The organism is Streptantibioticus parmotrematis (assembly GCF_019890615.1).
Taxonomy (GTDB): Bacteria; Actinomycetota; Actinomycetes; order Streptomycetales; family Streptomycetaceae; genus Streptantibioticus_D; species Streptantibioticus_D parmotrematis.
On the sequence record NZ_JAINVZ010000017.1, the window covers coordinates 97,888 to 123,596 of the forward strand.

The window sequence follows — 25,709 nt, forward strand, 5'->3', positions numbered from 1 at the left end:
CGCACCAGATGACTGTACGGGACGGGACCGTGGGTGCCAGACTGAGTGCTCGCCCAGCAACTCAGGGGAGCCGGAATGACCGCCATGCCGCTGCCGAACAGCGAGCAGCCCATGCGGCGCTACCTGGAGAATCCGGGCAGCGGCCCCACGGTCCTGCGGATCGTCCTGGGCAGCCAACTGCGCAGGCTCCGCAAGGAACGCGGCATCACGCCGGAGGACGCAGGCAAGGCGATCCGCGGTTCGCACGCGAAGATCAGCCGCCTGGAACTCGGCAAGGTCGGCCTGAAGGAGCGCGACGTCGCGGACCTGCTCACGCTCTACGGCGTGGCCGACGAGACCGAGCGCGCCGACTACCTCGCCCTGGCCCGGCGCTCCCGGGTGCCGGGCTGGTGGCAGGGGTACGGCGACGTGATGACCGACTGGTTCGAGACGTTGATCGGTCTGGAGGAGGCGACCGACTTCATCCGCACCTACGAGGTCCAGTTCGTCCCCGGCCTGTTGCAGACGGCGGACTACGCCCGTGAGGTCATACTCCTCGGCCACCCGGACGACCCCGAGCGGCTGATCGAGCGCAGGGTCCAACTGCGCATGGAACGACAGAAGTTGCTGACCGGTCCGGACGCGCCGACGCTGTGGGCGGTGGTGGACGAGGCCGCCCTGCGCCGGGTGCCGGGCAGCGTCGCGGTGATGAGGGAGCAGCTGAGCCGCCTCCTGGAGGTCGCCGAGCTGCCCAACGTCATCCTCCAGGTGGCCCCGTTCGCCTCCGGCGGGCTGGCCGCGGCGGGTGGCCCGATCACCATCCTGCGCTTCCAGGAACCGCACCTGCCGGACGTCGTCTACCTCGAACAGCTCACCAGCGCGCTCTACCTCGACAACCCGGACGAGGTGGACGACTACATGGCGGTGATGGACCGCCTGTGCGCGACGGCCGAACCGCCGGACCGCACCGTGCCGTTCCTCAGGGAACTCCTGGCCGGGCTGGACTGACGGTACGCGTCCGCGAACTCCGGGCGCGCCAGCATCCGCCGCACGTAGGCCGACAGGTGCCCGTGGCGTCCGTCCGGGGCGCCGACGCCCGGCTCCCACCCGTCCAAGTGGACCAGGGCCACCCACAGATCGACGTCGGCGGCCGTCAACTCCGCACCCAGGGCGTACGGTTGGCCGCTCAGCTGCCGGTCGAGCGAGTCCAGCGCCGCGGCCCACCGCTCCGGCCGCTCCGGCGCCCGCGTGACCTCCTCGTCCAGGAACTCGCGGAAGGCGTCGATGCGGGCGGCGAGCGCTTCGGGACGCAACCGCACCGAGGCACGGGCACCGTGGGGACCGAGGCGTTCCGCCAGGTCGCGGAGGATGTCGGGGGTGTGGTTGCTCACGACCCGGCCGGTCCACCGGTCGCACAGCGCGGGCACGGTGAGCGGCCCCCGGTAGCGGTACCAGGTGGCGTCGTAGGCCCGGCGCAGCGCCGAGGCGGCCTCGCCCCCGCCCTCGCACGGGGACAGCGCGGTGGCGCCGACCGCGTCCTGGAGGCCCAGCAGCGCGAGGGTGATCGACACGCGCAGTGAGCGGGGGCAGTCCTGCTCCAGGTAGAGGTGGTAGCGGTGCGGAGCCGGGTAGAAGCCGCGCGCCCGCAGGTCGCCGATCCGGGCGCGGAACCGCTCGGGGGTCGCGCCTTCCGTCAAGGTGACTCCGGCCGGGGCGAGTTGGAGGTTGCGAGACGGTGCCGAACAGCAGGGAACGGAACGGGACATGACTCTCCAAGGGCGTGGTGGAAGCCTCCCGGCGACCCGCGTGGCGGACCTCGGCCACGGGACGGTGGAGGCGACGGAGCCGGAACGCCGTGACGCGCGATGGTAAGTGACGTCACGTCAGGTGCGGTCGATCGACGGCACCTGGCATGGCGGCCCTCACGCCCGGAAGCGTGGACGCGTGCGGCGGCGCGGGCGGCGCTTGACGCGACGCCCGTGACACGGACGACGGATGACGGGCGGGTCAGCTCACGTCGTCGTAGGCGCTGCACACCCGCAGCAGATCGATGTGCAACCTTCTGGTCAGGAGCCTGGACATCTCCACCGGTCCCTCCCACGGGCTCGCGGGGACGCGAGACCGCGCTTGCCCCGCCGCACCGGCGGGACCCGGTCGTCACCCGGGGTACCCCGTCGCGGTGGAAGGGTTGCCTGTCAGCGGGCCGGGGCCGGTGACCGCCGCCACGGGACCCCCGCGACGCCGGCGCTGACAATCATGACCGTGCCCACGAGTGTGACCGCGCCCTGTCGGGGCGTCAAGAAGCCTTCCGAGGGGCGGGACGACACCGGCCACCGAGGTGTGCCGGACGGCGGCCGGGAGCGCGTGGTCAGCGGGGCGGGCGCATTGACATTCGTTCCGCGCCCTGCCTACGTTACGGCCCACAACGGTCATGAGCAGTGAACGCGAGAGCGGACGGGTGACGGCGATGGAGACAGGACCGGGAGCGACCGCACGGCGGCGCCACGGCCGGGTCTCGGCGCACCTCGTCGCCAACCGCTGCGTCGACCTGCTGCGGGTCAGCAGCGCCCTGTGTACCGCCGCCGGACTCCCCGCCGCCCCGCGGCGCTGACCTCCCGCACGGCACCGCTCGCGCGCTGAGGAGGCCCGGCCGCCCAGGCGGTGAGGTCCGCCCGCCCGGGCCCGTCCCACTCGTCCACGGCACCGGACCACGCCCGTTCGCCCGCCCCTGAGCGACCGGCTGCGTCTGCCGGCCCGTGATCAGTGGGCCGCGCCGCGATCACTGGGCACCGCCCGTGATCGGTGGGCTCCGCCCGCGCCTTCCCCTCCCCCGCTCGTCCCGTGTTCCCGCACGAACCGCCGGGTGCGCCACCTCGGCGTACGCGTCGGCCACGTCGGCGCACGCGTCGGCCGTCGTCGGCCCACGCGTCGGCCGTCGTCGGCCCACGCGTCGGCCGCCGTCGGCGGCCCGGCCGGTTCCGCGCGAACGCCTTCCCCGGGAGCCTCCCCATGACCGAACCCCTGACCACCGCCGCGCCACCCGGCGCGGTCTCGCAGGCCGATCCGGGCCCGCCGTCCCTCGTCGCCGTCCCCGCACCGCCGCGCCGCGTCCTGCCGAGGCGGCACCCCGGCCGCTGGATCACCACGGCCGTCGTCCTCGTACTGGTCGCGCAGGTGCTGCACGGCCTGGTGACCAACCGCTTCTTCGCGTGGGACCGCTTCGCCTACTGGTCGGTCCGCCCGGTCATTCTCGACGGCCTGCTCATCACGCTGGAGGTGACCGCGCTGGCCGCCGTGCTCGGGCTGCTCGGCGGCATCGCCCTCGCGCTGGCCCGGCTGTCCGCCAACCCTGTTCTGCGGGCGGCCAGTTGGACGTACGTCTGGCTGTTCCGCTCGGTGCCGCTGATCGTCGTGCTGCTGTTCCTGTACAACTTCAGCGCGCTGTACCACACCCTCAGCCTCGGCATCCCGTTCGGTCCGGCGTTCGTGCGGTTCGACGAGTCGCGGCTCGCCAGTGACCTGGTGATCGCGGTCGTCGGGCTGAGCCTCAACGAGGCCGCCTACGCCGCCAAGGTGGTGCGGGCCGGCATCCTGTCGGTGGACCAGGGCCAGCACGAGGCCGCAGCCGCGCTCGGCCTGCCGAAGGGCTACCAGTTCGGCCGGATCGTCTTCCCCCAGGCCCTGCGCGCCATCGTGCCGTCCTACGTCAACCAGTTGATCGGCCTGGTCAAAGGCACCTCGCTGGTCTTCTACGTCTCGCTGCTCGACCTGTTCGGGTCGGTGCAGAGCATGGGCAGCACCTACCCGGGCGACATCGTGCCGCTGCTGCTGGTCGCCACCGCCTGGTACGTGCTTCTCACCAGCGTCGTGTCCGTCGTCCAGTTCTACGTCGAACGCCACTTCTCGCGCGGCGCGTTGCGGACGCTGCCGCCCACCCCGTTGCGGAAGGCCCGGGCGAACCTGCGTGCGCTGCGGGCCCGGATCGCCCGGGAGGCGGCGATATGACCACGGTGACCGAGGAACGGGCGGCGGCCGGGGTCGAGGTACGCGACGTGCACAAGTGGTACGGGACCCACCACGTCCTCGACGGAGTCAGCCTGACCGTCCGGCCGGGAGAGGTGACCGCGGTCATCGGTCCCTCCGGCTCGGGCAAGTCCACGCTGCTGCGGGTGATCAACCACCTGGAGCGGCCGGAGAGCGGGCACGTCAGCGTCGGCGGGGAACTGGTCGGCGTGCGCCGCCACGGCGACCGGCTGAAGGAACTCGGCGAGCGGGCCCTGCTGACCCAGCGCGGCCGGATCGGCTTCGTCTTCCAGAACTTCAACCTCTTCCCGCACCTGACCGTGCTGGACAACGTGGCCGCCGCCCCGGTGGCCACCGGCAGGCTCCGCAAGCCCGCCGCCCGCGAACTGGCCCGCACCCTGCTCGGTCAGGTCGGGCTCGCCGACAAGTCCACCGCGTACCCACGGCAGTTGTCCGGCGGCCAGCAGCAGCGGGTGGCGATCGCCCGCGCTCTCGCGCTGCGGCCGGGCGTGATCCTCTTCGACGAGCCGACCTCAGCCCTCGACCCCGAACTCGTCGGCGAGGTGCTGGACGTCGTCAAGGACCTGGCCGGCAGCGGCACGACCCTGGTCATCGTCACCCACGAGATCGGCTTCGCCCGCGAGGTCGCCGACCGCGTCGTCTTCCTCGACCGCGGCCGTGTCGTCGAACAGGGCACTCCCGCCCAGGTGTTGGACGACCCGCGCGAGGGCCGCACCCGCGAGTTCCTCAGCCGGGTGCTGTGACCGCGCCGGGTCCTGTGACCGCGCCACGTCCGGCGACCGCGCCGCCACTCATCCTTCCCCGTCCTTTCCCTCCCGCTTCCGGCCCTGAACGAAGGACCACCATGTCCAGCCGCACCACCGCCGCCAGATCCCTTCCGCGCCACCGCCTTCCGCGCCTGTTCGCGGTCGGCGCCGTCGTCGCCGGACTCGTCGCCGGGCTCGCCGCCTGCGGCGCCACCACCGCCGCGTCCGACAGCACCGCCGACACCGCACCCGGCACGGTCACCGTCGGCGCGCTGTCCAACGGCGCCGCGCAGCAGGTGGCACTCAAGGTCCCCGAGGTGGCCTCCCTCCACGCCGAGCTGCCCAAGTCGGTAGCCGCAAGCGGCCAGTTGGTGATCGGCGTCGGCGCCCTGCCCGCAGGATTCCCGCCGCTGGCGTACGTCGGCAGCGACCAGAGGACCCTCGTCGGCTCGGAGCCGGACTTCGGCCGGCTGGTCGCCGCCGTCCTGGGCCTGAAGCCGGTGGTGCGTAATTCCACGTGGGACAACCTCTTCGTCGGCATCGACAGCGGCAGGACCGACGTGGCGTTCTCCAACGTGACCGACACCGAGCAGCGCAAGGAGAAGTACGACTTCGCCTCCTACCGTCAGGACAACGTCGCGTTCGAGGTGCTCAAGGGCAACTCCTGGAACTTCGACGGCGATTACGAGAACCTCGCGGGCAAGACGGTCGCCGTGGGCTCGGGCACCAACCAGGAGAAGATCCTGCTGGCGTGGAAGGCGAAGCTGGCAGCTCAGGGCAAGTCGCTGACCGTCAAATACTTCCCCGACGACAACAGCACCTATCTGGCGCTGGCGGGCAGGCGCATCGACGCCTACTTCGGCCCCAACCCGGACGTCGCGTACCACGTCAGGCAGGACGCGAACACCACCAGCGCGACGCGCGACGCGGGCACGTACTCCGGCGCGGGTGCTTCACTCCAGGGCCTGATCGCCGCCACCACGAAGAAGGGCGACGGTCTCGTCAAGCCACTCGCGGATGCCATCAACTACCTGATCAAGAACGGTCAGTACGCGCGCTGGCTGGCCGCCTGGAACCTGTCGAACGAGGCCGTCACCACCTCGCGGGTCAACCCGCCGGGGCTGCCGCTCGGCGATTCCTGACGCGGCCCTCCGCACCGCCCGGTACGTCCGGCCAGTCCCCGACCCGCCTCCTGAGACCCGTAGGGAGACCCGGCATCCCATGTCCACCGCACTCGACACCCCAGGCCCGCACACTCCCGCGCTCCCCCACGTCCTCGACAACCCCGCGTGGGCCTCGCTGACCGGCGCGCACGCCCGTTTCGCCGAACGCGTCGGCCGGGCCGCCCGCTACCAGGCCGACGTCTCCCCCTTCATCGCGCTCGCCGACGCCCTCGACCCCGGCGCCTGGCACGACCTGGCGGCCCTCGCCGGTCCCGGGGCCGAGGTCGTCGTCCCCGGGGTGGCGACCCGGCCGCCGGGCTGGGAGCTGTCGCGCGGCATCGCGGGAGTGCAGCTCACCGGTGAGGACGTGACCGTCGAGGCGGCACCGCAGGCCGTGGTGCTCGGCCCGGCCGACGTGCCGGAGATCCTCGATCTGATCGCGCTGACCGAGCCCGGGCCATTCCTGCCACGCACCGTCGAACTCGGGCGCTACCTCGGGATCCGGCACGACGGCCGCCTGGTCGCCATGGCCGGGGAGCGACTGCGGCCGCCGGGCTGGACGGAGATCAGCGCGGTGTGCACCCACCCCGCGCACCGGGGCCGTGGCCTGGCCACCCGGTTGATCCGCGCGGTCGCCGCGGGCATCCGTGAGCGCGGGGAGCTGCCGTTCCTGCACACGGGCGCGGCCAACACGGGCGCCATCCGGCTCTACGAGTCGATGGGATTCATCCTGCGCCGCCGCACCACCTTCGACTTGGTGCGCGTCCCCGAGAGCCCCGGGTGACCGCGACGGACGCCAAGGACGACCCGTTTCCGCGCCGCCGAGGCCCCGCGTCACCGGTCAGGCGATCCCACCCGGCCGATCAGGAAGGCAACCCCTCCGTGTCAGCATCCCCCTCCGCATCCGCGTCCCCGCTCCACCTCGCCGTCGCGCTCGACGGCGCGGGCTGGCACCCCGCCGCCTGGCGCGAACCCGGCGCGCGACCCAACGCCCTGTTCACCGCCGCCTATTGGGCCGGCCTCGTCGCCGAGGCCGAACGCGGCCTGCTCGACTTCGTGACGTTCGAGGACGGGCTGAGCCTCCAGTCCTCGCATCCCACGGCAGCGGACGAACGCACCGACCAAGTGCGCGGACGGCTCGACGCGGTCCTCGTCGCCGCCCGGATCGCACCGCTGACCCGCCACATCGGCCTGGTGCCCACCGTCGTGGCCACTCACACCGAGCCGTTCCACATCTCCAAGGCCGTCGCCACCCTCGACTACGTCAGCTCGGGCCGCGCCGGACTGCGCGTCCGGGTGTCGGCGCGACCGCACGAGGCCGCGCACTTCGGCCGCCGCACCTTCCCCGGAGTCGGCGAAGGAGGCGTGATTCCACCGGAGTTGGCCGCCGATCTGCTGGACGAAGCGGCCGACCACGTCGAGGTGGTGCGGCGGCTGTGGGACAGCTGGGAGGACGACGCGGAGATCCGCGACGCGGCCACCGGGCGTTTCGTCGACCGCGACAAACTGCACTACATCGACTTCGAGGGCGCCCGCTTCAGCGTCAAGGGCCCGTCCATCACTCCCCGCCCGCCGCAGGGCCAGCCGGTCGTCGCCGCGCTGGCGCACGGTCCCGCCGCGTACCGGCTGGTGGGCCGCTCCGCCGACGTCGGTTTCGTCACCCCGCACGACACCGCCGGGGCCGAGGCCGCCGTCGAGGCCGTGCACGCCGAACGGACGGCGGCGGGCAGGGCGGACGATCCCGTGCACGTCTTCGGCGACCTCGTGGTGTTCCTCGACGACGACGCCGCGACGGCCGCCGCGCGCCGGGAACGGCTGGACGACCTCGCGGGCACCGCGTACGCCTCCGACGCGCGGATCTTCACCGGCACGGCCGTCCAACTGGCCGATCTGCTGGAGGAGTTGAGCGCGGCTGGACTGTCCGGGTTCCGGCTGCGTCCCGCGGTCGCCGGTCACGACCTGGAGGGGATCACCCGCGGTCTGGTGCCGGAACTCCAGCGCCGGGGCCTGTTCCGCAGCGCCTACGAAGCCGACACCCTGCGCGGACTGCTCGGTCTCGCCCGCCCCGCCAACCGCTACGCCGCCACCGCCTGACCCGGGAAGGACCGCCGCAAAATGAGCAAGCCGACCACCGGCAAGCCCGTCACACCTGGCAAGCCCGTCAAGCAGATCCACCTCGCCGCACACTTCCCCGGCGTCAACAACACCACCGTGTGGAGCGACCCGAGAGCCGGGAGCCACATCGAGTTCAGTTCCTTCGTCCACTTCGCGCGCACCGCCGAGCGCGCCAAGTTCGACTTCCTCTTCCTCGCCGAGGGACTGCGACTGCGCGAACAGGGCGGGGAGATCTACGACTTGGACGTCGTGGGCCGACCCGACACCTTCACCGTGCTGGCCGCGCTCGCCGCCGTCACCGACCGCATCGGCCTGACCGGCACCATCAACTCGACGTTCAACGAGCCGTACGAGGTGGCCCGCCAGTTCGCCAGCCTCGACCACCTGTCGGGCGGGCGTTCGGCGTGGAACGTGGTCACCTCCTGGGACGCCTTCACCGGCGAGAACTTCCGGCGCGGCGGCTTCCTCCCGCGCGAGGAGCGCTACTCGCGGGCGCGGGAGTTCCTGTCCACCGCCAACGAGCTGTTCGACTCCTGGACGGGCGACGAGCTCGTCGCCGACCAGGCGACCGGCGTCTTCCTGCGCGACGCGCGGGCCGGCGCCTTCCGGCACACCGGCCGGCACTTCGACATCGCCGGGCGGTTCGACGTACCGCGCGGTCCGCAGGGCCGTCCGGTCATCTTCCAGGCCGGGGACTCCGACGAGGGCCGTGAGTTCGCGGCGGCCGACGCGGACGCCATCTTCAGCCGGCACAGCACGCTGGACGCGGGCCGTGAGTTCTACGCCGACGTCAAGCGCCGCCTCGCACACTACGGCCGCACCCACGACCAGCTGCTGATCCTGCCCGCGGCGACCTTCGTGCTCGGCGACACCGACGCCGAGGCACGCGAACTCGCCCACGAGGTGAGGCGGCAGCAGGTCAGCGGCCAGACCGCGATCCGCTACCTGGAGCACGTGTGGAACCGCGACCTGTCCTCGTACGATCCGGACGGGCCGCTGCCCGACGTCGACCCGGACACCACGGAACACACCATCGCCCGCGGCCGGGCCAGCGTCCGCATGTTCCGCGATCCGCTCGCCACGGCCCGCGAGTGGCGCGAGTACGCCGAGGCCCACAAGCTGTCGATCCGCGAACTGATCATCGAGAAGACCGGCCGCCAGTCCTTCGTGGGATCGCCCGCCACCATCGCCGACAGCATCGACGCGTTCGTGCAGGCCGACGCGGCCGACGGCTTCATCCTCGTCCCCCACATCACCCCGGGCGGCCTGGACGGGTTCGCCGACACCGTGGTGCCGCTGCTTCAGGAACGCGGGGTGTTCAGGACCGAGTACGAGGGCACGACGCTGCGCGACCACCTCGGGCTGTACCACCCGCGAACGGCCGCCGACCCGGAGCGCCGGGCGGACGCCGAACGGCTCGCGGACGCCGGACAACGCGCCGACGCCGAACGGCTCGCCGACGCGCGGGCGCGGTCGCTCGACGGCCGGGCGGCGTCGTGAGGTTTCTCGCCCTCACCCTGATCGCCAACGCGCCCGACCCGGTCACCGGCGAGCGCGTCTCCACGGCCGAACGCTTCCGCGAGGTCGTCGACAGCGCGCTGGAGGCCGAGCAGCTCGGCTTCGACGGTTTCGCGGTGGGCGAGCGCCACGAGTGGCCGTTCCTGTCCTCCTCGCCACCGGTGGTGCTCAGCCACATCGCCGCGCTGACCTCGCGCATCCGGCTGTTCACCGGCGTCACCACGCTCAGCCTGCTCGACCCGGTACGCGCCTACGAGGACTACGCGACGCTGGACCACCTGTCCGGCGGGCGCCTGGAGCTGATCATCGGCAAGGGCAACGGCACGGCGCAGCGGGAGCTGTTCCACGTCACGCCCGAGGACCAGTGGGAACGCAACGCCGAGGGGTACGAACTCTTCCGCCGGTTCTGGCGGGAGGAGAAGGTGACCGCCTCGCCGCGCTTCCGCCCGGAACTGGTCGACGCCCAGGTGTGGCCGAGACCGCGGCAGCGGCCGGTGCGGGTGTGGCACGGCAGTGCCACCAGCCGTGAGTCCGCCGACCTGGCCGCCCGCCACGGCGATCCGCTGTTCTCCGCCAACGTCACCCATCCCATCGAGCCGTACGCCGGACTCGTGCGCCACTACCGCGAGCGCTGGGAGCACTACGGGCACGATCCCGCGCTGGCGGTCGTCGGCGCGGGCACCGCCGGGTACTACGCGGCCCGCACCTCGCAGGAGGCGCTGGCCACCTACCGACCGGTGTTCGCCTCCCGCCTCGCGTTCCAGCGTCAACTCGGCCTGGAACCGGTCTTTCCCACCCTGGAGGACTTCGTGGAGCGCAGTTCGGCGCTGGTCGGCAGTCCGCAGCAGATCGTCGAGAAGGTCCACCGCTACCACGAGGCGTTCGGCCACACCGTGCTCCACCTGACCGCCGACGCGAGCGGGCTGCCGCAGAAGGAGCACCGCGCCTCGCTGGAGCTGTTCCAGTCCGACGTCGCGCCCGTCCTGCGCCGCGAGATCCCCGACCCGCCGTTCGCCTGGGGCCCGGCGTCGCCCGCCCCCACCGACGACTGACGCCCGCCGCCCGTGACGAACATCCCCCGACGACCGACGACTGAGGAGCATCCGGCCATGTCGGACACACCCCTCGGGATCCTCGACCTGGTCCCGATCCCCTCCGGCGCGACCGCCGCCGACGCACTGCGCAACTCCATCGATCTCGCCCAGCGCGCCGAGGAGTTCGGCTACGCGCGCTACTGGTTCGCCGAACACCATCTCAACCCCGGAGTCGCCGGGACGTCTCCCGCCGTCGTGCTGGCGCTGACCGCCGCCGCGACCTCCACGATCCGGCTGGGTTCCGGCGCCCTCCAGCTGGGCCACCGCACGGCGTTGTCGTCGGTGGAGGAGTTCGGGCTGATCGACGCGCTGTACCCGGGGCGGCTCGACCTGGGCCTCGGCCGCTCGGGCGGGCGCCCACCGGCGCGTTCGAACGGGCCCACGCCGACCACCACACCGGTCATGGACGGCCGCACCCCCAACGGGCTCCGCATACCCCCGCGTTTCTCCTTCGAGCACCTGCTCGGGTCGCCACGCTTCGCGCTCCACCAACGTCTGCTGCGCCAGCCGAACGCCGAGCCGCAGGAGTACGGCGAGCAGGTCGAGGACGTCCTCGCGCTGCTGCGCGGCGGGTACCGCTCGGCGGACGGTGTCGAGGCGCACGCCGTCCCCGGCGAGGGAGCGGACGTCCAGGTGTGGATCCTGGGCAGCAGCGGCGGCACGAGCGCCCAGGTCGCGGGGCGCAACGGCCTGCGGTTCGCGGCGAACTACCACGTCAGTCCGGCCACCGTGCTGGAGGCCGCCGAGGGCTACCGGGCCGAGTTCGAACCGTCGGACGACCTCGCCAAGCCGTACGTGACCGTCTCCGCCGGCGTGGTCGTGGCCGAGGACGACGCGACCGCCCGCGAACTCGCCACCGGCTACGGCCTGTGGGTCCGCAGCATCCGCAGCGCCGAGGGCGCGATCCCGTTCCCCACGCCGGACGAAGCGCGGGCGCACGTGTGGACCGACGAGGACCGGTCACTGGTCGCCGACCGCGTGGAGACGCAGTTCGTGGGATCGCCCGCGCGCGTCGCCGACCAGCTGGAGCAGCTCCAGGAGGCCACCGGGGCCGACGAGTTGATCGTCACCACGATCACCCACGACCACGCCGACCGGGTGCGTTCGTACCGGCTCCTGGCGGAGGAATGGAGCCGGCGATGACGACGGCGAAGGAGGACAGGACGCCGAAGGAGCCGCCCACGCCGGAGCGTTCCCGGGCCGCGCCGGGCGACCCGCCCGTTCCCGTGCTCGACCGGCGGCCGTCCGACGAGCAGTTGCTCGCCGCGCGGCTGGTGCCGTTGCGCAGGCCGGGGCAGTGGGTCTCGGCGGTGGTGTTGCTGGTGCTGTTCGCGATGCTCGTGCACACGCTGCTCACCAACGACCGCTTCCAGTGGGACGTGGTGGGCCGGTACTTCACCCGTGCCCCGATCCTGCACGGTCTCGCGCTCACCCTGTGGCTCACCGCCGCGGTCATGGCGAGCGGCTACCTGCTGGGCGTGGGGATCGCCGCGATGCGGTTGTCCGGCAACCGCGTCCTGCGCGCGCTCAGCTTCGGCTACGTGTGGATCGTCCGCTCGGTGCCGCCGCTGGTGCAGCTGCTCTTCTGGTACGAACTCGCCTCCCTCTACCCGACGTTGTCGCTCGGCATTCCGTTCGGGCGGGAGTTCGTCACGTTCCGCACGGCGCACATGTTCAGCGGTGTGCTCGCCGCGTACGTGGGGCTGACGCTGGACGTGGCCGCGTTCTCCGCCGAGATCGTCCGGGGCGGCGTCCTGTCCGTCGACCGCGGCCAGACCGAGGCGGCGCAGGCGCTCGGCCTCGGCCGCTCGCGGGTCTTCCGCCGGATCGTGCTGCCGCAGGCGATGCCCGCGATCGTGCCCGCCTCCGGCAACCTGCTGATCGGCCTGTTGAAGGCCACTTCGATCGTGAGCGTCATCGCCGTGCAGGACCTGCTGTACTCCGCGCAGCTCATCTACAACCAGAACTTCCTGATCGTCCCGCTGCTGCTGGTGGCCACCATCTGGTACGTCGTCCTCACCACGCTGCTGTCGGTCGGGCAGCACTACGTGGAACGCCACTACGCGCGCGGCCGCCGCGGGGCGGGTGGTGGCGGAGGTGCCGCTCGGGCGGGACGTGGTGTGTGGGACGTGGCGCGGGCCAACCTCTCGCTCTTCGGCGCCACCCGGCGCGACCTGGCGGGTCTGTCGTGACCGGGGGCGAGCGGCCCGCCCTGAACGCCCTGGACGGTGACGCCCTGAACGGTGACGCCGTGAACGGCGCCGATCGCCCGCTGGTGCGGGTGCGGGGGCTGCGCAAGAGCTTCGGCGGCCACGTGGTGCTGGACGGCGTCGACCTGGACGTGCGCGAGGGCGAGGTGACGGTCCTGCTCGGCCCCTCGGGCTCGGGCAAGTCCACGCTGCTGCGCTGCGTGAACCACCTGGAGAAGCCGGACGGCGGTTTCGTGGAGCTGGGCGGTGAGATCGTCGGCTACCGCGCGAGCGGCGGCAGGCTGCACGAACTGCGCCCGCGGCACATCGTGCGGCAGCGGTCCCGGATCGGCATGGTCTTCCAGCAGTTCAACCTCTTCCCGCACCTGACGGTGATCGAGAACGTCACCGAGGCGCCGGTCTCCGTACGCGGCACGCCGAGGAAGCGGGCGGCGGAACACGCGCGCGAGCTGCTGGCCAGGGTGGGTCTCGCCGGGCGCGAGGACGCCTACCCCCGGCAGTTGTCGGGCGGACAGCAGCAACGGGTGGCGATCGCCCGGGCGTTGGCGATGGAGCCGCGGTTGATGCTGTTCGACGAGCCGACCAGCGCGCTGGACCCCGAACTCGTCGGCGAGGTGCTGGCGGTCGTGCGGGACCTCGCGCTCAGCGGGATGACCATGATCGTGGTCACCCACGAGATCGGCTTCGCCCGCGAGGTCGCCGACACGGTGGTCTTCCTCGACGGCGGCCGCGTCGTCGAGTCCGGTCCGCCGGAGGTGGTCCTGACCGCCCCACGCCACGAACGCGCCCGCGCGTTCTTCGCGGCGGTCCTGTGAGGCGCGGGCGCCGTTCCGTGAGGCGCGGGCGCCGTTCCGTGAGGCGCGGGCGCCGTTCCCCCGAGGCGCGAACTCCGTTCCCATCCCACCACCACCGAAAGGCACGAACGTGACCACCGCCGGACGCCCCCACCGCCCCCACCACCCTCATCGCCACCGCATCCCACGCCTGGCCGCTGCCCTGCTCGCCGCCGCCACCGGCCTCGCCGTGCTCACCGCCTGCGGCAGCGGCTCGGACTCGGACTCCGGCGCGGGACCCGCAGCCAAGTCAGTTCCCGGAGACGGGAGTTCGACTGCCGTCCCCACCCGGGACGTCGTCTCCGGAGTCCGCGCCGACCCGGCGCTCAGGGCCGAACTGCCCGCCGCCGTACGCGACAGCGGCACCCTGTCACTGGGCACCGTCCAGGCGGTCGGCACCTCCGGGCTGCCGCACGCGGGCCAGGCGCCGGACGGCAGTACCGTCGGCCTCGACGTCGACCTGCGCGACGCGGTCGCCAAGGTGCTGGGCGTCAGCTGGAAGGTGGACTACGGGACGTTTCCCACCATCATCCCCGGTGTGCAGAACGGCCGGTTCGACGTCGGCCAGGCCAACTTCGGGGTGACCGCGGCGCGCGAGAAGGTCGTGGACTTCGCCACGTACCTCGACGACGGCCAGGCGTTCCTCGGCGGCCGGGACACCACCATCCCGTCGGTCGGCAAGCTCACCGACCTGTGCGGGCTGACCGTCGCCACGAGTCCGGGATCGACGTTCCAGCAGATCCTGACCAGCGGCGCCGCCGAGTGCGCGGCGGTGGGCCGCAAGCCGTACCGCGTCCGGTACTTCACCGACACCGCGCCGATCTTCCTCGGCCTGGCCAACGGCACGGTGGACGTCTACTTCGGGCCGACGCTGGGATTGAAGTACGACGCGGCGCACATCGCCGGCACGAAGTTCCTCGGCCAGATCAGCACGACGCCGGTCGGCTTCGTGACCCGCAAGGGGTCGCCGCTCGGCAAGGCGCTCAGCGACGCCGTCAACAAGCTGATCGCCGACGGCACGTACAAGCAGATCTTCGCCAAGTGGGGTGTCCCCGGCACGGGCATCCCCACCTCCCGTCTCAATCCGCCCGCCACGTTCTGAACACCACCGACCGAACAGGAGATCGTGATGACCACCGTCCTGCCCACCCCCGCCGAGCGGACCGCGACCGGTCTGCGCGTCGAGAAGCTCACCGCCCGCATCGGCGCCCGGGTCTCCGGCGTCGACCTCGGCCGGGAGCTTCCCCCGGACGTCGTCGCCGATCTGCGCACGGCGCTCAACGAGCACAAGGCCCTCGTCTTCGACGACGTCCACCTCGACGACGAGGGGCAGCAGCGCTTCGCCCGCCACTTCGGCGAGCTGACGACCGCGCACCCCACGGTCCCGGCGGTCGAGGGCGCCCCGAACGTGCTGCCCGTGGACAGCGAACGCGGCCGGTCCAACCACTGGCACACGGACGTCACGTTCGTGGTCAACCCGCCGCAGGCGAGCACGTTGCGCAGCATCGTGGTCCCGCCGTACGGCGGCGAGACCCTGATCGCCGACGCGGCCGGCGCGTACCGCGACCTGCCCGACCCGCTGCGGGACCTCGCGGACACGCTGTGGGCCGAGCACACCAACGACTACGACTACGCGGTGCCGGAGGAGGACGTGGACGACGAAGGCGCCGCGCGGCGGGCGCAGTTCACGTCGATCACGTTCCGCACCGCGCACCCGGTGGTACGGGTGCATCCGCTCACCGGTGAACGCGGCCTGTTCATCGGCGGATTCGCGCAGCGGGTCGTCGGGCTGTCGAAGGCCGAGTCCCGCACGATCCTGGACCTGCTCCAGGCGTACGTCACCCGTCCGGAGAACGTCCTGCGCTGGCGCTGGTCCCCCGATCAGCTGGTGCTCTTCGACAACCGCATCACCCAGCACTACGCCATCGACAACTACGACGACCGCCCCCGCCGCCTGCACCGCGTGACGGTGGCGGGCGACGTCCCGGTCGGCATCGACGGAAGGCGCAGCCACGCCGTCACGGGCGACGCCTCCCACTACACACCGGCCGGGTAGCGTCCGGCGGCCGACCGGGACGCCCTCGACGCCCGGGGCTCAGCCGATGCCGAAGACCCGCTCGGCCGTGCGGTGGGCGAGCGCCGTTCGCTGCTCCTCGGTGAGCGGCGTCTCGCGCAGGAAGGCCACGGCGGCGGCCGGGTCCTCGTAGGGCGAGTCGATCGCGAACATGATGTTGTCCTCGCCGACCGCGCGCAGGGCCAGCCCGAGCACGTCGGGATCGTCGATGCCGCTGGTGGTGAGGGCGAAGTTGCGGCGGAAGTACTCGCTCGGGGTGAGCGACAGCCGGGGCATCGGTGTCGCCGCCCCGGCGATGCGCGTCGCGAACGCGTGCCGGTTGTCGATGCGCCGCAGCCAGTACGGGATGCCCTCGCCGAGGTGGCCGAGGACGACGGTCAGCCCCGGGTGGCGGTCGAGGGTGCCGCTGAGGATGAGCCGCATGGCGTGCAGCCCGGCCTCCGCCTGGTAGCCCCAGATCGCCCCGGGCATCCCGTAGTCACGGTAGGCCGCGAGCATGCTCGGTGCCCGCGGGTGGAGGTAGACCGGTGCCCGGTGGGCCTCGGCCGCCTCCAGCAGCGGGGTGAACTCCGGTTCGTCCAGGTACCGTCCGCCGGTGTGCGAGTTGATCATGATGCCGTTGAGTCCGAGCGGGCCCATGGCCCGTTCGATCTCGGCGGCCGCGGCGGCCGGGTCCTGCGGTGCCACGGTGGCCAGCCCGCCGAACCGGTCCGGGTGCCGCCGCACGATCGCGGACAGCGCGTCGTTGAACTCCCGGGCCAGCGGCACCGCGTCGGCCGCCGGATACGGCTGGACGCCGGGCGGGTTGAGGCTGAGCACCGCCATGTCCTGCCCGAGCGCGTCCATCTCCCGCAGCCGGGCGTCGAGGCCGGTGAGCCGGGCACGCAGGCCGGAAGGGCTCTCCACCGTGCGCATCAGGGCCATCTCGGTCTCGTCGCCCGGCAGGACGTCCAGGCCGTGCGCGACGTTCAGGAACGCCTCGGTGGCGATGTGCTCCTCGACGGCGACGATCCTCACGCGCGCCTCCCGCCGTCGACGGACATCGCGATCCCGGTGACGTAGGACGCGGCGTCCGAGCAGAGCCAGACCGCCGCGGCGGCGGCCTCCTCCGGCGTGGCGAGTCGTCCGAGCGGGGTGACCGCCGACTGCCGCGCGACCATGTCGGTGCCTGCCGCCACCTCCTCGAATCCGGGGGTGAGGGTCGGGCCCGGGCAGACGGCGTTGACCCTGATGTCGTGCGGTGCGTAGTCGACCGCGGCGACCTTGGTGAGGCCGACGACGCCGTGCTTGGCGGCCACGTAGGCGGGGGCGGTCGGGATCGCGTACAGGCCGCCGTTGGAGGCCACGTTTGACGATCGCGCCGCCGCCGCGCAGCCGCAGCGCGGGCAGTTCGTACTTCATGCACAGGAAGGTGCCGGTGAGGTTGACGCGCACCACGCGTTCGAACTCGTCGGAGGTCATCAGGTCGAGCCTGCGGTGGTGCGAGGCCATCCCGGCGTTGTTCACGGCGAAGTCGAGACCGCCGTACGTCGCGACGACGCGCTCGACGGCCGCCCGGACGGAGTCCTCGTCGGCGATGTCGACGGTGACGGCCAGCGCCTGGCCGCCGTCCTTCCTGATCGTCTCGGCGGTCTCGGCCGCCGAGTCCGCGTCGATGTCGAGGACGGCCACGGCGGCGCCGCCCCGGGCGAACTCCAGGGCCGCCGCCCGGCCGATCCCGCTACCGGCGCCGGTGACGAGCCCGGCCTTCGGGAAGGCGGCGCGTATGTCCTGGGAGTCGTCACCCGTGTCCTGGGGCTCGTCGCTCATGTCCCGGGAGTCGTCGCTCATGTCCTGGGAGTCGTCGCTCATGTCCTGGGAGTCGTCACCCATGTCCTGGGATTTTTCGCTCGCGTTGCGAGGTCCGTCGTTCATGCCAGCGGCTCGTGGTTCGCCCAGCCGACCTTGTACGGGTGCCGCGCCTGCCAGCGGTCGATGACCTCGTGCATGCCGGGGGCGGTGAACGCCTTCGCCAGTGCCTCGGTGTCGGCCACGGCCACCCGCACGATCGCGGTGGCGATCAGCGCCGGGATGGCCTCCTCGCCGGGGACGGGGAGGTGGCGCCGGGTCGCCACGGACTGGACGAAGCCGCTGTCGAGCATGACGCGTTCGATATCCGCGAGGTATTGATCGAGCGCGGTAGAAGGCAGGGGCTGATCGAAGGAGACGATCATCGTGTGGTGGATCATGTGTCGATTCTCGACCGACGACGCCGCCGGTGTCCAAGACCTGTTCGGCAGGTGGCGATAACCTGGAGGCATGACTGATCTGGAGACGCGCGAGCTGGAGTACTTCATCACGCTCGCCGACGAGCTGCACTTCGGCCGGGCCGCGGCCCGGCTCTCGATCGCCCAGCCCGCGCTGTCGAAGGCCATCCGGCGCGTCGAGACGCGGCTCGGCGTGCCGCTGTTCGTCCGCTCCAGCCGGCACGTCGAACTCACCCCCGCCGGGGAGGCGTTGCGGGAGCACGGCAGGCACGCGCTCAACGCGGTCGGCGCCGCCGTACGGCACGCGCAACGCGCGGGGGACGCCCGGTCCCGCCTGCGGCTCGTCCTCAAGCCCGGTGGCGACGCGGGGCTGCTGTCCGGAATCCTGGCACGGTACGCCCAGCAGCCCGACGCCCGGCAGGTGGACATCCTCTTCAGCGGCCCCGCCGACCGCGCCGACTTCCTGCGCGACGGACGAGCCGACGTCGGCCTGCTCTACGCGCCCTTCGACGACCTGGGCGGCCTGGCCCACGAGACCCTGCACACCGAGGACCGCGTGGCGATCCTCCCGTCCGGACACCGGCTGGCCGGGCGCGCGTCCGTGCTCATGTCCGACCTGGAGGGCGAGACGCTGCCCCGCTGGAAGGGGATCCCCGGCGGCGGAGGCGACGGCGACGGACCCGAGGTCGCCGACGTGGTGCAGCTGCTCCAGATGATCACGGTGGGCCGGATGATCGGCGTACTCCCCCGCTCCCTGGTGGAGCCTCTACCGCCCGGCCTGCGCGGCGTCCCGGTGACCGACACCCCGCCCAGCCGCCTCGTACTGGCCTGGCCCGAACACGAACGGCGGCCGCTGGTTGCGTCGTTCGTGACGGCGGCACTGGGTCGGGATGAGGCACCGCATGATTGACGAGCTGTCAATTCATCGTCGAATCAAGGCAGTTGAGGAAGAGCCTCACGGATCGCCGCCAATGGGTACGCGGTCTCCCGGCTCTCGCGCTCCAGCCTTCCGATGAAGTCCGTCACGACTGCCGCGAGCGGCGCGTGGCGGGCGAGCACCGCCTGGACCTCCGGCGGCCCGGCGGGAAGGGGCGCGCCGGCGACACATTCGCGGATCAACGCCTCGCGTTCCGCCCGCTCGTGGCCATGCAAGCCCTTGATCAGCCAGTTGACCAGGTAGCTGAGTGCGTAGGCGCGATCGTAGGTCCGGTGCCTCGCCAGGAAGTCGGTCTCGGCCGGGCTCAGGTCGAACCGGGAGGACAGGGACAGGCCGTAGTCGGCGAAGTAGAGGCGGCGGCCGTCCGTCAGGATGTTCTCGAAGTGGGCGTCGAGGTGCAGCAGGCCGCGGTCGTTCATGAAGGAGGTACCGGCTTCGAGTTCCCTCTCGACCAGGACGCAGGCCCGGTCGACGGCCTCGTCGCCGAGGTGCACCTGTTCGGTGAGCCAGTCGTGCAGCGTCCGCGGGATGTACTCCAGGAACAGCACGAGGCTCGCCGGGGCCTGCGCGAGCGCCTCGATGCGGCGGCGCACTTCCGCCCCGCCGCCCCAGTAGGCGACGGCCCGTTCCACGTCGGCGAGTTCCTCCGCGAGGGGCGCTGGTGTGTCCGGCAGGACGCGCCAGTGGTACATCAACGGGAATCCCTGATGTTGCCCGGAGAGCACCCAGTTGGTGGTCATCGTGTGGACGGCGGCCTCCCGCCACGCCCCGCCGCCCGGCCCGCCGATGTTGTAGTGGCAGAAGACGGGCAGGCCGAACACGTTGGCCGTGGACCGGACGTGTTCCGGGCGGAGTTCCACCTCGGTGAGCGGAACCCGCTTGACGAAGACCGGCGTCCCCGCGACCTCCAGAAGCGCCGACCTGCCACCGATGCCGGAGCCGAGTGGTGTGGCGTTCTCCACGAGTTCGCGCAGCGCCCGGTCGCTGCGCAGGGCCAGGGCCGTGGCGACGTCCCCGTAAGCGGTCAGGCGCTCACCGGGCGGGGGCCCGGCGCTATCGGGCGTCACCGGCATCCGCGTCCCCACCCCGTTCCAGGAGAAAGCCCCACGGCACTGTACGTGAACGGTGCGGCCTCATGGCGTCGAGTCGCCCTCAAGGGACCCGGGGCAGGGTCGCGGCCTCGACGACCACGAGGAGGAACCATGACGAGTCGATGGCCGGCACTGGCGGGCGCGGTGGCGATGGCCGCACTGGCACTCGGCACGGGCGCGAGCAACGCCGTCGCGGCGACGGGCACGGGAGGGTACGAGGACCTCGCCGTCGTGTGCGCGCCGGGCGCGGTGAACGTGTGCGCGCACGTCCAGGAGCAGCCGGGCGACTCCACCACCGCGCCGCAGATCCGCGGTCAGGGCACGGCGGACACCGGGAACGGGGTCACCATCGTCCAGGTGACCCTGACGAAGAACATGAGTGGCGCGGGGGGCAGTTCCAGCACGGTCGTGGCAAGCACTACGCAGGCGGTCACCTCCGGCACCCAGCTGACGGCCACCACAGCGGCCGCGGACGAGCAGTGCAGCTACAAGATCACCAGCGTCTCGTACGCGACCGCCGTCCAGTACCGGGTCGGCACAGGCCCGGTGCAGACGGTCACCGCGACCGGAGGCGGCAACTGCTTCCCGTTCTGACCACGGCCGGACACAGAAAGCGCCTGGTCGGTATACCGACCAGGCGCTCTCGCACAGTGTCCGAGGGGGGACTTGAACCCCCACGCCCGATAAAGGGCACTAGCACCTCAAGCTAGCGCGTCTGCCATTCCGCCACCCGGACCAGGTGTCGTCGCGCGGCGTGGCCGCGGCGACTGGGTCAACGATACCAAGGATTCGGAGTGCGTTTCACCTGCGCTTCCGCCGGGGTGGGGCGGGGGTGGCGGCCTAAGCTTCGCGCATGGGTGTTATGGGTGGTGCGCCTGGTTCATCCCGTATCCGTCCCTCCGGTGCGACGAGGCGGCGGGCGCCCGCGCCCGTGCGGGAGTACCTGCGGGACACCTTCTGGTTCGCGCCCGCCGCCGGGCTCGTCGGGGCCGCGCTGCTGGCGTGGCTGTCGACAGCCGCCGACGCCTGGCTGGTCTCGGCGCTGCGGCACGAAGGCGACCTGGACGCCGTCAAGCGGCTGATCTCCGTCGCCGACGACTCACGATCGATCGTGACCACCGTCGGCGCGGCGATGCTGACCTTCATCGGCGTCGTCTTCTCCATCAGCCTCGTCGCCCTCCAGATGGCCGGGCAGCAGTTCTCACCCCGGGTCGTGCGGCTGTACGTGCGCAGCCGGATCACCAAGTGCACCTTCTCGGTGTTCCTGGCGACGTTCCTGTTCTGCCTGCTGGTGCAGAGCTCGTACGACAGCGACACCGACCCGGCGACGGTCGGCACGGTGCCGTTCCTGTCCAGCCTGTGCGCGGTGCTGCTGGTCATGGTGAGCCTCGTGCTGTTCGTCGCCTACGTGAATTCCACGCTGCGCCTGACCCGCGTCAGCCACATCATCGACCGCATCGCCCGCGAGTCCTTCCGGGCCGCCCGCGCACACGCCTTCGGGCGTCCCGGCGACGCGCCGCTCCCGGAGGCGGTCGGGGTGATCGCGTACCGGGGCCGCGCCGGTGTCGTGCGGGACGTCAACGCCGCTCGCCTGGTCCGCGTCGCCCGGCGGTACGGCACCGTCCTGCGCCTCGAGCCGCGCGCCGGGGACTTCGTGGTGCCGGGCACACCGCTGCTCACGGCGCACGGCGGCACGGTCCCGCCCGCGCGGTCGCTGCGCCGCGCCGTCTTCGTGGGCGTCGAGCGGACCTACCGCGAGGACCTCGGCTTCGGCCTGCGCCAGCTCGCCGACATCGCGCTGCGGGCCTCCTCCCCCGCGATCCAGGACCCGACGACCGCCGTGCAGGCCGTCGACCGCATCACGCACGTCCTGGCCACGCTCGCGGAGCGGCCGCTCGGCGCGGTGCACCACCGGGACCGCACCGGCGTCGTGCGGCTGGTGCGCAACGTGCCGGACTGGCCGGACCTGGTCGACCTCGGGCTCGCGGAGGTGCGGATCGCGGCCGTGGGCAACCCCCAGGTGACCCGGCGGCTGGTCGCGGCGCTGGACGACCTGACGCGGCTGGCGCCGGCCGGGCGCAAAACACCGCTGGAGCGGCACCGCGCGCTGCTGGCCCGGGCGGTGGAACGCGCGGTGCCGGAGCCCGCGGAACGCGACTTCGCGCTGCGGCCCGACCGGCAGGGCATCGGCTGAGCGGCCGTCGCCCACCAGGAGAGCCACCACCACGGGGGCCGCCCACCACGGGAGCCACCACCCGCCGCGAGAGCCGCCCGCCGCTAGGGCCGCCCGTCCCGGGACCGGTCGCCCCACTCCGCCCGCCCGGATCCGCCGCGCCCGAAGGGTGTCATGATCGGGCTGTGCGCCGAACGGGCGCACGTCGTCCACACTGCCGGGAAGCGGGACTGATCACCATGGGACGGGTCACCGAGCGCCGCCGCGTACTGCGCATCCGGGACGGTTCCGTCGGTCACCGGGCCGACACGCTGGTCGCCGAGGAACCGCTGGAGATCCGGCTCGGCGGCAAGCCCCTGGCCATCACCATGCGCACCCCCGGCGACGACTTCGCGCTGGCCGCCGGATTCCTGGTCAGCGAGGGCGTGCTCGGCGACGCGGGCGACCTGGCGAACGTCGTCTACTGCGCCGGGGCGACGTCCGACGGGGGCAACACCTACAACGTGGTGGACGTGACGCTCGCGCCCGGCGTGCCGCTGCCCGACATCACGCTGGAGCGCAACGTCTACACGACGTCCTCGTGCGGGCTGTGCGGCAAGGCGAGTCTGGACGCGGTGCGCACCACCGCGCGGTGGCCGGTCGCGGACGATCCCGAGGTGCGGATCACGCCGGAGACGCTGGCCGCCCTGCCGGACCGGTTGCGCGCCGCCCAGCAGGTGTTCGAACGCACCGGTGGGCTGCACGCCGCGGCGCTGTTCACCCCTGAGGGGGAACTGCTGGACGTGCGGGAGGACGTGGGACGGCACAACGCCGTGGACAAGCTGATCGGCCGGGCGTACCAGCAGGGGCTGCTGCCGCTGTCGCGGGCCGTGCTGCTGGTGTCGGGGCGCGCCTCGTTCGAGCTGGCGCAGAAGGCCGTGATGGCCGGGATCCCGGTGCTGGCGGCGGTCTCCGCGCCGTCCTCGCTGGCGGTGGACCTGGCGGCGGAGACCGGTCTGACGCTGGTGGGCTTCCTGCGCGGGCCGTCGATGAACGTCTACGCGGGCGAGCACCGGGTGCCGGTGGAAGTCGAGGCGTAGAGGACGCGGCCCTCTGCCGTGAGGCCCCGCCCGGGTCAGCGGGCGGCGCGGGCTTCCTGGGCCGGAGTGCCGTCGACGACCTGGCCGGCGACGGTGCGCTGCTCGCCCGCCGGGGTCTCGTCCCGCAGCGCCTTGGTCTCCGCCTTCAGGATCCGCAGCGACTTGCCCAGCGAACGGGCGGTGTCGGGCAGGCGCTTGGCACCGAAGAGGACGATCGCGACGAGGGCGACGATCAGCAGGTGGGTCGGGGTGAACAGGTCGCGGATCACGCGGGGCTCCTCAGGCTGGGACAGGACGGGCCGGGGCGGCGCCACCGGGGGCGGACCCGGTGTCGGCCGACGACGGCCCTTCAGGCAGGCTACCTTCCCCGTCGGCGTGGCCGTCATTTGACCACCGCTTTGCGATCACCGCGCAAACCATGAGTTGCATCTGGTGGAACAACATGAGCGGCAGGATCATCAGCCCGGCTTGCCCGCCGAACAGCACACTGGCCATCGGCAGCCCGTTGGCCAGGCTCTTCTTGGAGCCGCAGAAGACGATCGCGATCCGGTCGCCGCGCCCGAAGCCGAGCCGCCGGGAGGTGAACGCGGTCAGGCTCAGCACGACGGCGAGCAGCACCGCCTCGACGCCGAGCAGGGCCAGCAGCCGCACCGCGGTCACCTGGTGCCAGATGCCGCGGACCATGCCCTCGCTGAACGCGGTGTAGACGACCAGCAGGATCGAGCCGCGGTCCACCAGGCCGAGGACCTTCTTGTGCCGGGCCACGAAGCCGCCGATCCACCGCCGCAGCAGTTGTCCGGCGAGGAACGGCGCCAGCAGCTGCGCGCCGATGTCCAGCAGCCCGTGCGCGGAGAACCCGGCGCCGCTGGAGTGCATCAGCAGCGCGGCCAGCGCCGGGGTGCCGACCATGCCCAGCAGGCTGGAGTAGGTGCCCGCGCAGATCGCCGCCGGGACGTTGCCGCGGGCGATGGAGGTGAAGGCGATGGAGGACTGGATGGTGGACGGCAGGACGCACAGGTAGAGCAGCCCGGTGTACAGCTGCGGGGTCAGCACGTACGGCACCAGCCCCCGGGCGGCGAGCCCCAGCAGGGGGAAGACCGCGAAGGTGCTGAGCACGACGGTGAGGTGGAGCCGCCAGTGGCTGAGCCCCTGCGTCGCCTCGCGGGTCGACAGCCGGGTGCCGTAGAGGAAGAACAGCAGCCCGATGGCGACGGACGAGGCCCAGCCCACGCCGGTCGCCGCGCCGCCCCTGGCGGGCAGCAGCGCGGCCAGGCCCACCGTCGCGACCAGCAGCGCGATGTACGGATCGACGGGCAACCAGGACGGCTTGGTCAGGCGGCGCATGGCTTCTCTCGGGAGGGGCGGCGGTGGCGCGGACGACAGGGGAGCCGACGGGCTCGTGGTCCAGCCTGCGGCCTGCCGCGATCATTGTGAAGTACGTTCGCCGCGCTGACTGTCATCACGGAGCGCGATAGCTTGGGGGAATGTTCGATCCCGCGCAGTTGCGCACGTTCCTCGCGGTCGCCCAGTCGCTGAGCTTCACGCGGGCCGGGCAGCGCCTGGACCTGCGGCAGTCCACGGTGAGCCAGCACGTGCGGAAGCTGGAGGAGGCGGCCGGGCGGCAGCTGTTCCTGCGCGACACCCACGGGGTCGAGCTGACGGAGGACGGCGAGGCGATGCTCGGGTTCGCGCGCACGATCCTGGACGCCAACGAGCGCGCTGCGGCGTTCTTCACCGGTACGCGGCTGCGCGGCAGGCTGCGGTTCGGGGCGTCGGAGGACTTCGTGCTCACCCGGCTGCCGGAGATCCTGGAGCGCTTCCGCAGCGACCACCCGGAGGTCGACCTGGAGCTGACCGTGGAGCTGTCCGGCACGCTGCACGAGCAACTGGCCGACGGGCGGCTCGATCTGGTGCTGGGCAAGCGCGGCGCCGGGGAGACGCACGGACGGCTGGTGTGGCGCGACCGGCTGGTGTGGATCGCGGGACCAGGACTGCGGCTGACGGAGGACCCGCGCGAGACGGTGCCGTTGATCGTCTACCCGCCGCCCAGCATCACCCGGGCCCGGGCGCTGGACGTCCTGGAACGGGCCGGGCGCGGCTGGCACATCACCTGCACCAGCGGCAGCCTGAGCGGCGTGCGGGCCGCCGCGCTGGCCGGGCTCGGCGTGGTGCCGCACGCGCAGGGCCTCGTCCCGCCGGGGCTGCGCCGCCTGCCGCCGCACGCGTACGGCCTGCCGGAGCTGGGCGACGTCGACTTCGTGCTGCTGCGCGGGCCGCGCGACGACCGGCGGCGCGGCGGCCACGAGCCGGCGGACGCGCTGGCCCGCGCGATCCTGGCGGCGGGCGACCGGCTGCACCGCGCGCTGTGACGGGACGGCGGCGGCGCCCAGGGCACGGGCTCCGGAGG

Annotated in this window: 24 protein-coding genes, 1 tRNA gene, 2 pseudogenes and 1 riboswitch; of the genes and pseudogenes, 19 read left to right on the top strand and 8 right to left on the bottom strand. The window is 72.5% G+C overall.

The genetic code is table 11. The annotated features are described in order from the left end of the window. The first annotated feature begins 75 nt into the window (after window positions 1-75). On the top strand, window positions 76-987 hold the full coding sequence (locus tag K7472_RS22610) for a Sco1979 family transcriptional regulator (RefSeq protein WP_222980352.1): 912 nt from the start codon (window positions 76-78) through the stop codon (window positions 985-987). Here the strand turns inward: K7472_RS22610 and K7472_RS22615 are convergent. Then, on the bottom strand, window positions 894-1,676 hold the full coding sequence (locus K7472_RS22615; RefSeq protein WP_252396055.1) for a glutathione S-transferase C-terminal domain-containing protein: 783 nt from the start codon (window positions 1,674-1,676) through the stop codon (window positions 894-896). The two genes, K7472_RS22610 and K7472_RS22615, sit on opposite strands and share 94 nt — an antisense overlap. Window positions 1,677-2,097: 421 nt before the next feature. Further along, window positions 2,098-2,211: riboswitch (SAM riboswitch) on the bottom strand. A 199-nt stretch (window positions 2,212-2,410) separates the two neighbouring features. Between K7472_RS22615 and K7472_RS22620 the strand changes: the two genes are divergently transcribed. The 13 genes and pseudogenes from K7472_RS22620 to K7472_RS22680 all read left to right on the top strand — a co-directional run bounded on the left by K7472_RS22620 (window position 2,411) and on the right by K7472_RS22680 (window position 15,758). Then, window positions 2,411-2,590 carry a hypothetical protein gene (locus tag K7472_RS22620; RefSeq protein WP_222980354.1) on the top strand — a complete coding sequence of 60 codons (180 nt, stop codon included), beginning with the start codon at window positions 2,411-2,413 and terminating at the stop codon, window positions 2,588-2,590. A 398-nt stretch (window positions 2,591-2,988) separates the two neighbouring features. Next, window positions 2,989-3,984, top strand: a complete 996-nt coding sequence (locus tag K7472_RS22625) for an amino acid ABC transporter permease (RefSeq protein WP_222980355.1) — start codon at window positions 2,989-2,991, stop codon at window positions 3,982-3,984. After that, window positions 3,981-4,766 carry an amino acid ABC transporter ATP-binding protein gene (locus K7472_RS22630; protein ID WP_222980356.1) on the top strand — a complete coding sequence of 262 codons (786 nt, stop codon included), beginning with the start codon at window positions 3,981-3,983 and terminating at the stop codon, window positions 4,764-4,766. Before K7472_RS22625 ends, K7472_RS22630 begins: the two co-directional genes overlap by 4 nt. Window positions 4,767-4,867: 101 nt before the next feature. Then, window positions 4,868-5,911, top strand: coding sequence for an ABC transporter substrate-binding protein (locus K7472_RS22635; protein ID WP_222980357.1), 1,044 nt, complete (start codon window positions 4,868-4,870; stop codon window positions 5,909-5,911). Between the two features lie 79 nt (window positions 5,912-5,990). Beyond that, entirely contained in the window at window positions 5,991-6,716 is a 726-nt protein-coding gene (locus K7472_RS22640; protein ID WP_222980358.1) for a GNAT family N-acetyltransferase, read from the top strand. Window positions 6,717-6,814: 98 nt separating this feature from the next. After that, window positions 6,815-8,026: an LLM class flavin-dependent oxidoreductase gene (locus tag K7472_RS22645; RefSeq protein WP_222980359.1), complete on the top strand. Its 1,212-nt coding sequence runs from the start codon at window positions 6,815-6,817 to the stop codon at window positions 8,024-8,026. A gap of 21 nt (window positions 8,027-8,047) precedes the next feature. After that, window positions 8,048-9,448: pseudogene (locus K7472_RS22650) on the top strand (NtaA/DmoA family FMN-dependent monooxygenase); the annotation flags it as partial. Between the two features lie 95 nt (window positions 9,449-9,543). After that, the gene (locus K7472_RS22655) at window positions 9,544-10,617 is read left to right on the top strand and encodes an LLM class flavin-dependent oxidoreductase (protein ID WP_222980361.1); all 1,074 of its coding nucleotides are present in this window, start codon (window positions 9,544-9,546) and stop codon (window positions 10,615-10,617) included. A gap of 57 nt (window positions 10,618-10,674) precedes the next feature. Beyond that, window positions 10,675-11,802: an MsnO8 family LLM class oxidoreductase gene (locus K7472_RS22660; RefSeq protein ID WP_222980362.1), complete on the top strand. Its 1,128-nt coding sequence runs from the start codon at window positions 10,675-10,677 to the stop codon at window positions 11,800-11,802. Further along, a complete protein-coding gene (locus tag K7472_RS22665; protein ID WP_222980363.1) occupies window positions 11,799-12,851 on the top strand; it encodes an amino acid ABC transporter permease in 1,053 nt (350 codons plus the stop codon). The genes K7472_RS22660 and K7472_RS22665 overlap by 4 nt, the downstream gene beginning before the upstream one ends. Window positions 12,852-12,910: 59 nt before the next feature. After that, window positions 12,911-13,684 (top strand): amino acid ABC transporter ATP-binding protein, encoded by a 774-nt coding sequence (locus K7472_RS22670; protein WP_308014035.1) that lies wholly within the window; start codon window positions 12,911-12,913, stop codon window positions 13,682-13,684. A 109-nt stretch (window positions 13,685-13,793) separates the two neighbouring features. Continuing rightward, window positions 13,794-14,804, top strand: a complete 1,011-nt coding sequence (locus K7472_RS32905; protein ID WP_222980364.1) for a transporter substrate-binding domain-containing protein — start codon at window positions 13,794-13,796, stop codon at window positions 14,802-14,804. Window positions 14,805-14,831: 27 nt separating this feature from the next. Beyond that, a complete protein-coding gene (locus K7472_RS22680) occupies window positions 14,832-15,758 on the top strand; it encodes a TauD/TfdA dioxygenase family protein (RefSeq protein ID WP_222980365.1) in 927 nt (308 codons plus the stop codon). Window positions 15,759-15,797: 39 nt separating this feature from the next. Here K7472_RS22680 and K7472_RS22685 read toward each other — a convergent pair whose 3' ends face one another. The 3 genes and pseudogenes from K7472_RS22685 to K7472_RS22695 all read right to left on the bottom strand — a co-directional run bounded on the left by K7472_RS22685 (window position 15,798) and on the right by K7472_RS22695 (window position 18,004). Further along, on the bottom strand, window positions 15,798-16,700 hold the full coding sequence (locus tag K7472_RS22685; RefSeq protein WP_308014043.1) for an amidohydrolase family protein: 903 nt from the start codon (window positions 16,698-16,700) through the stop codon (window positions 15,798-15,800). An 89-nt stretch (window positions 16,701-16,789) separates the two neighbouring features. Next, window positions 16,790-17,585, bottom strand: a pseudogene (locus K7472_RS22690) (SDR family NAD(P)-dependent oxidoreductase). Window positions 17,586-17,686: 101 nt separating this feature from the next. Then, a complete protein-coding gene (locus tag K7472_RS22695) occupies window positions 17,687-18,004 on the bottom strand; it encodes a hypothetical protein (RefSeq protein ID WP_222980367.1) in 318 nt (105 codons plus the stop codon). Window positions 18,005-18,074: 70 nt separating this feature from the next. On the opposite strand from K7472_RS22695, the gene K7472_RS22700 reads away from it, so the two are divergent. Next, a complete protein-coding gene (locus K7472_RS22700; RefSeq protein WP_222980368.1) occupies window positions 18,075-18,932 on the top strand; it encodes a LysR family transcriptional regulator in 858 nt (285 codons plus the stop codon). Window positions 18,933-18,955: 23 nt separating this feature from the next. On the opposite strand, the gene K7472_RS22705 is transcribed toward K7472_RS22700, so the two are convergent. Then, window positions 18,956-20,026: a protein kinase family protein gene (locus K7472_RS22705; protein ID WP_308014036.1), complete on the bottom strand. Its 1,071-nt coding sequence runs from the start codon at window positions 20,024-20,026 to the stop codon at window positions 18,956-18,958. 135 nt (window positions 20,027-20,161) lie between these two features. Between K7472_RS22705 and K7472_RS22710 the strand changes: the two genes are divergently transcribed. Then, on the top strand, window positions 20,162-20,644 hold the full coding sequence (locus tag K7472_RS22710; protein WP_222980370.1) for a hypothetical protein: 483 nt from the start codon (window positions 20,162-20,164) through the stop codon (window positions 20,642-20,644). 57 nt (window positions 20,645-20,701) lie between these two features. Here the strand turns inward: K7472_RS22710 and K7472_RS22715 are convergent. After that, window positions 20,702-20,786 (bottom strand) — tRNA-Leu (locus tag K7472_RS22715). Window positions 20,787-20,912: 126 nt separating this feature from the next. Between K7472_RS22715 and K7472_RS22720 the strand changes: the two genes are divergently transcribed. After that, entirely contained in the window at window positions 20,913-22,244 is a 1,332-nt protein-coding gene (locus K7472_RS22720; protein ID WP_222980414.1) for a DUF2254 domain-containing protein, read from the top strand. A 218-nt stretch (window positions 22,245-22,462) separates the two neighbouring features. Then, window positions 22,463-23,302 carry a formate dehydrogenase accessory sulfurtransferase FdhD gene (gene fdhD, locus K7472_RS22725; RefSeq protein WP_222980371.1) on the top strand — a complete coding sequence of 280 codons (840 nt, stop codon included), beginning with the start codon at window positions 22,463-22,465 and terminating at the stop codon, window positions 23,300-23,302. A gap of 35 nt (window positions 23,303-23,337) precedes the next feature. Here fdhD and tatA read toward each other — a convergent pair whose 3' ends face one another. Continuing rightward, window positions 23,338-23,571, bottom strand: coding sequence for a Sec-independent protein translocase subunit TatA (gene tatA / locus K7472_RS22730; protein ID WP_222980372.1), 234 nt, complete (start codon window positions 23,569-23,571; stop codon window positions 23,338-23,340). A gap of 10 nt (window positions 23,572-23,581) precedes the next feature. After that, complete coding sequence (locus K7472_RS22735; protein ID WP_222980373.1) at window positions 23,582-24,646, bottom strand: bile acid:sodium symporter family protein; 1,065 nt, start codon at window positions 24,644-24,646, stop codon at window positions 23,582-23,584. Between the two features lie 140 nt (window positions 24,647-24,786). Between K7472_RS22735 and K7472_RS22740 the strand changes: the two genes are divergently transcribed. Continuing rightward, window positions 24,787-25,671 carry a LysR substrate-binding domain-containing protein gene (locus K7472_RS22740; protein WP_222980374.1) on the top strand — a complete coding sequence of 295 codons (885 nt, stop codon included), beginning with the start codon at window positions 24,787-24,789 and terminating at the stop codon, window positions 25,669-25,671. Window positions 25,672-25,709: the final 38 nt, after the last annotated feature.

Coding starts and splice junctions, on each gene's coding strand:
- K7472_RS22610 (WP_222980352.1), top strand. CDS start 76: ATGACCGCCATGCCGCTGCCGAACAGCGAGCAGCCCATGCGGCGCTAC.
- K7472_RS22620 (WP_222980354.1), top strand. CDS start 2,411: ATGAGCAGTGAACGCGAGAGCGGACGGGTGACGGCGATGGAGACAGGA.
- K7472_RS22625 (WP_222980355.1), top strand. CDS start 2,989: ATGACCGAACCCCTGACCACCGCCGCGCCACCCGGCGCGGTCTCGCAG.
- K7472_RS22630 (WP_222980356.1), top strand. CDS start 3,981: ATGACCACGGTGACCGAGGAACGGGCGGCGGCCGGGGTCGAGGTACGC.
- K7472_RS22635 (WP_222980357.1), top strand. CDS start 4,868: ATGTCCAGCCGCACCACCGCCGCCAGATCCCTTCCGCGCCACCGCCTT.
- K7472_RS22640 (WP_222980358.1), top strand. CDS start 5,991: ATGTCCACCGCACTCGACACCCCAGGCCCGCACACTCCCGCGCTCCCC.
- K7472_RS22660 (WP_222980362.1), top strand. CDS start 10,675: ATGTCGGACACACCCCTCGGGATCCTCGACCTGGTCCCGATCCCCTCC.
- K7472_RS22665 (WP_222980363.1), top strand. CDS start 11,799: ATGACGACGGCGAAGGAGGACAGGACGCCGAAGGAGCCGCCCACGCCG.
- K7472_RS22680 (WP_222980365.1), top strand. CDS start 14,832: ATGACCACCGTCCTGCCCACCCCCGCCGAGCGGACCGCGACCGGTCTG.
- K7472_RS22685 (WP_308014043.1), bottom strand. CDS start 16,700: ATGGCCCTGATGCGCACGGTGGAGAGCCCTTCCGGCCTGCGTGCCCGG.
- K7472_RS22695 (WP_222980367.1), bottom strand. CDS start 18,004: ATGATCCACCACACGATGATCGTCTCCTTCGATCAGCCCCTGCCTTCT.
- K7472_RS22700 (WP_222980368.1), top strand. CDS start 18,075: ATGACTGATCTGGAGACGCGCGAGCTGGAGTACTTCATCACGCTCGCC.
- K7472_RS22710 (WP_222980370.1), top strand. CDS start 20,162: ATGACGAGTCGATGGCCGGCACTGGCGGGCGCGGTGGCGATGGCCGCA.
- K7472_RS22720 (WP_222980414.1), top strand. CDS start 20,913: ATGGGTGGTGCGCCTGGTTCATCCCGTATCCGTCCCTCCGGTGCGACG.
- fdhD (WP_222980371.1), top strand. CDS start 22,463: ATGGGACGGGTCACCGAGCGCCGCCGCGTACTGCGCATCCGGGACGGT.
- K7472_RS22735 (WP_222980373.1), bottom strand. CDS start 24,646: ATGCGCCGCCTGACCAAGCCGTCCTGGTTGCCCGTCGATCCGTACATC.
- K7472_RS22740 (WP_222980374.1), top strand. CDS start 24,787: ATGTTCGATCCCGCGCAGTTGCGCACGTTCCTCGCGGTCGCCCAGTCG.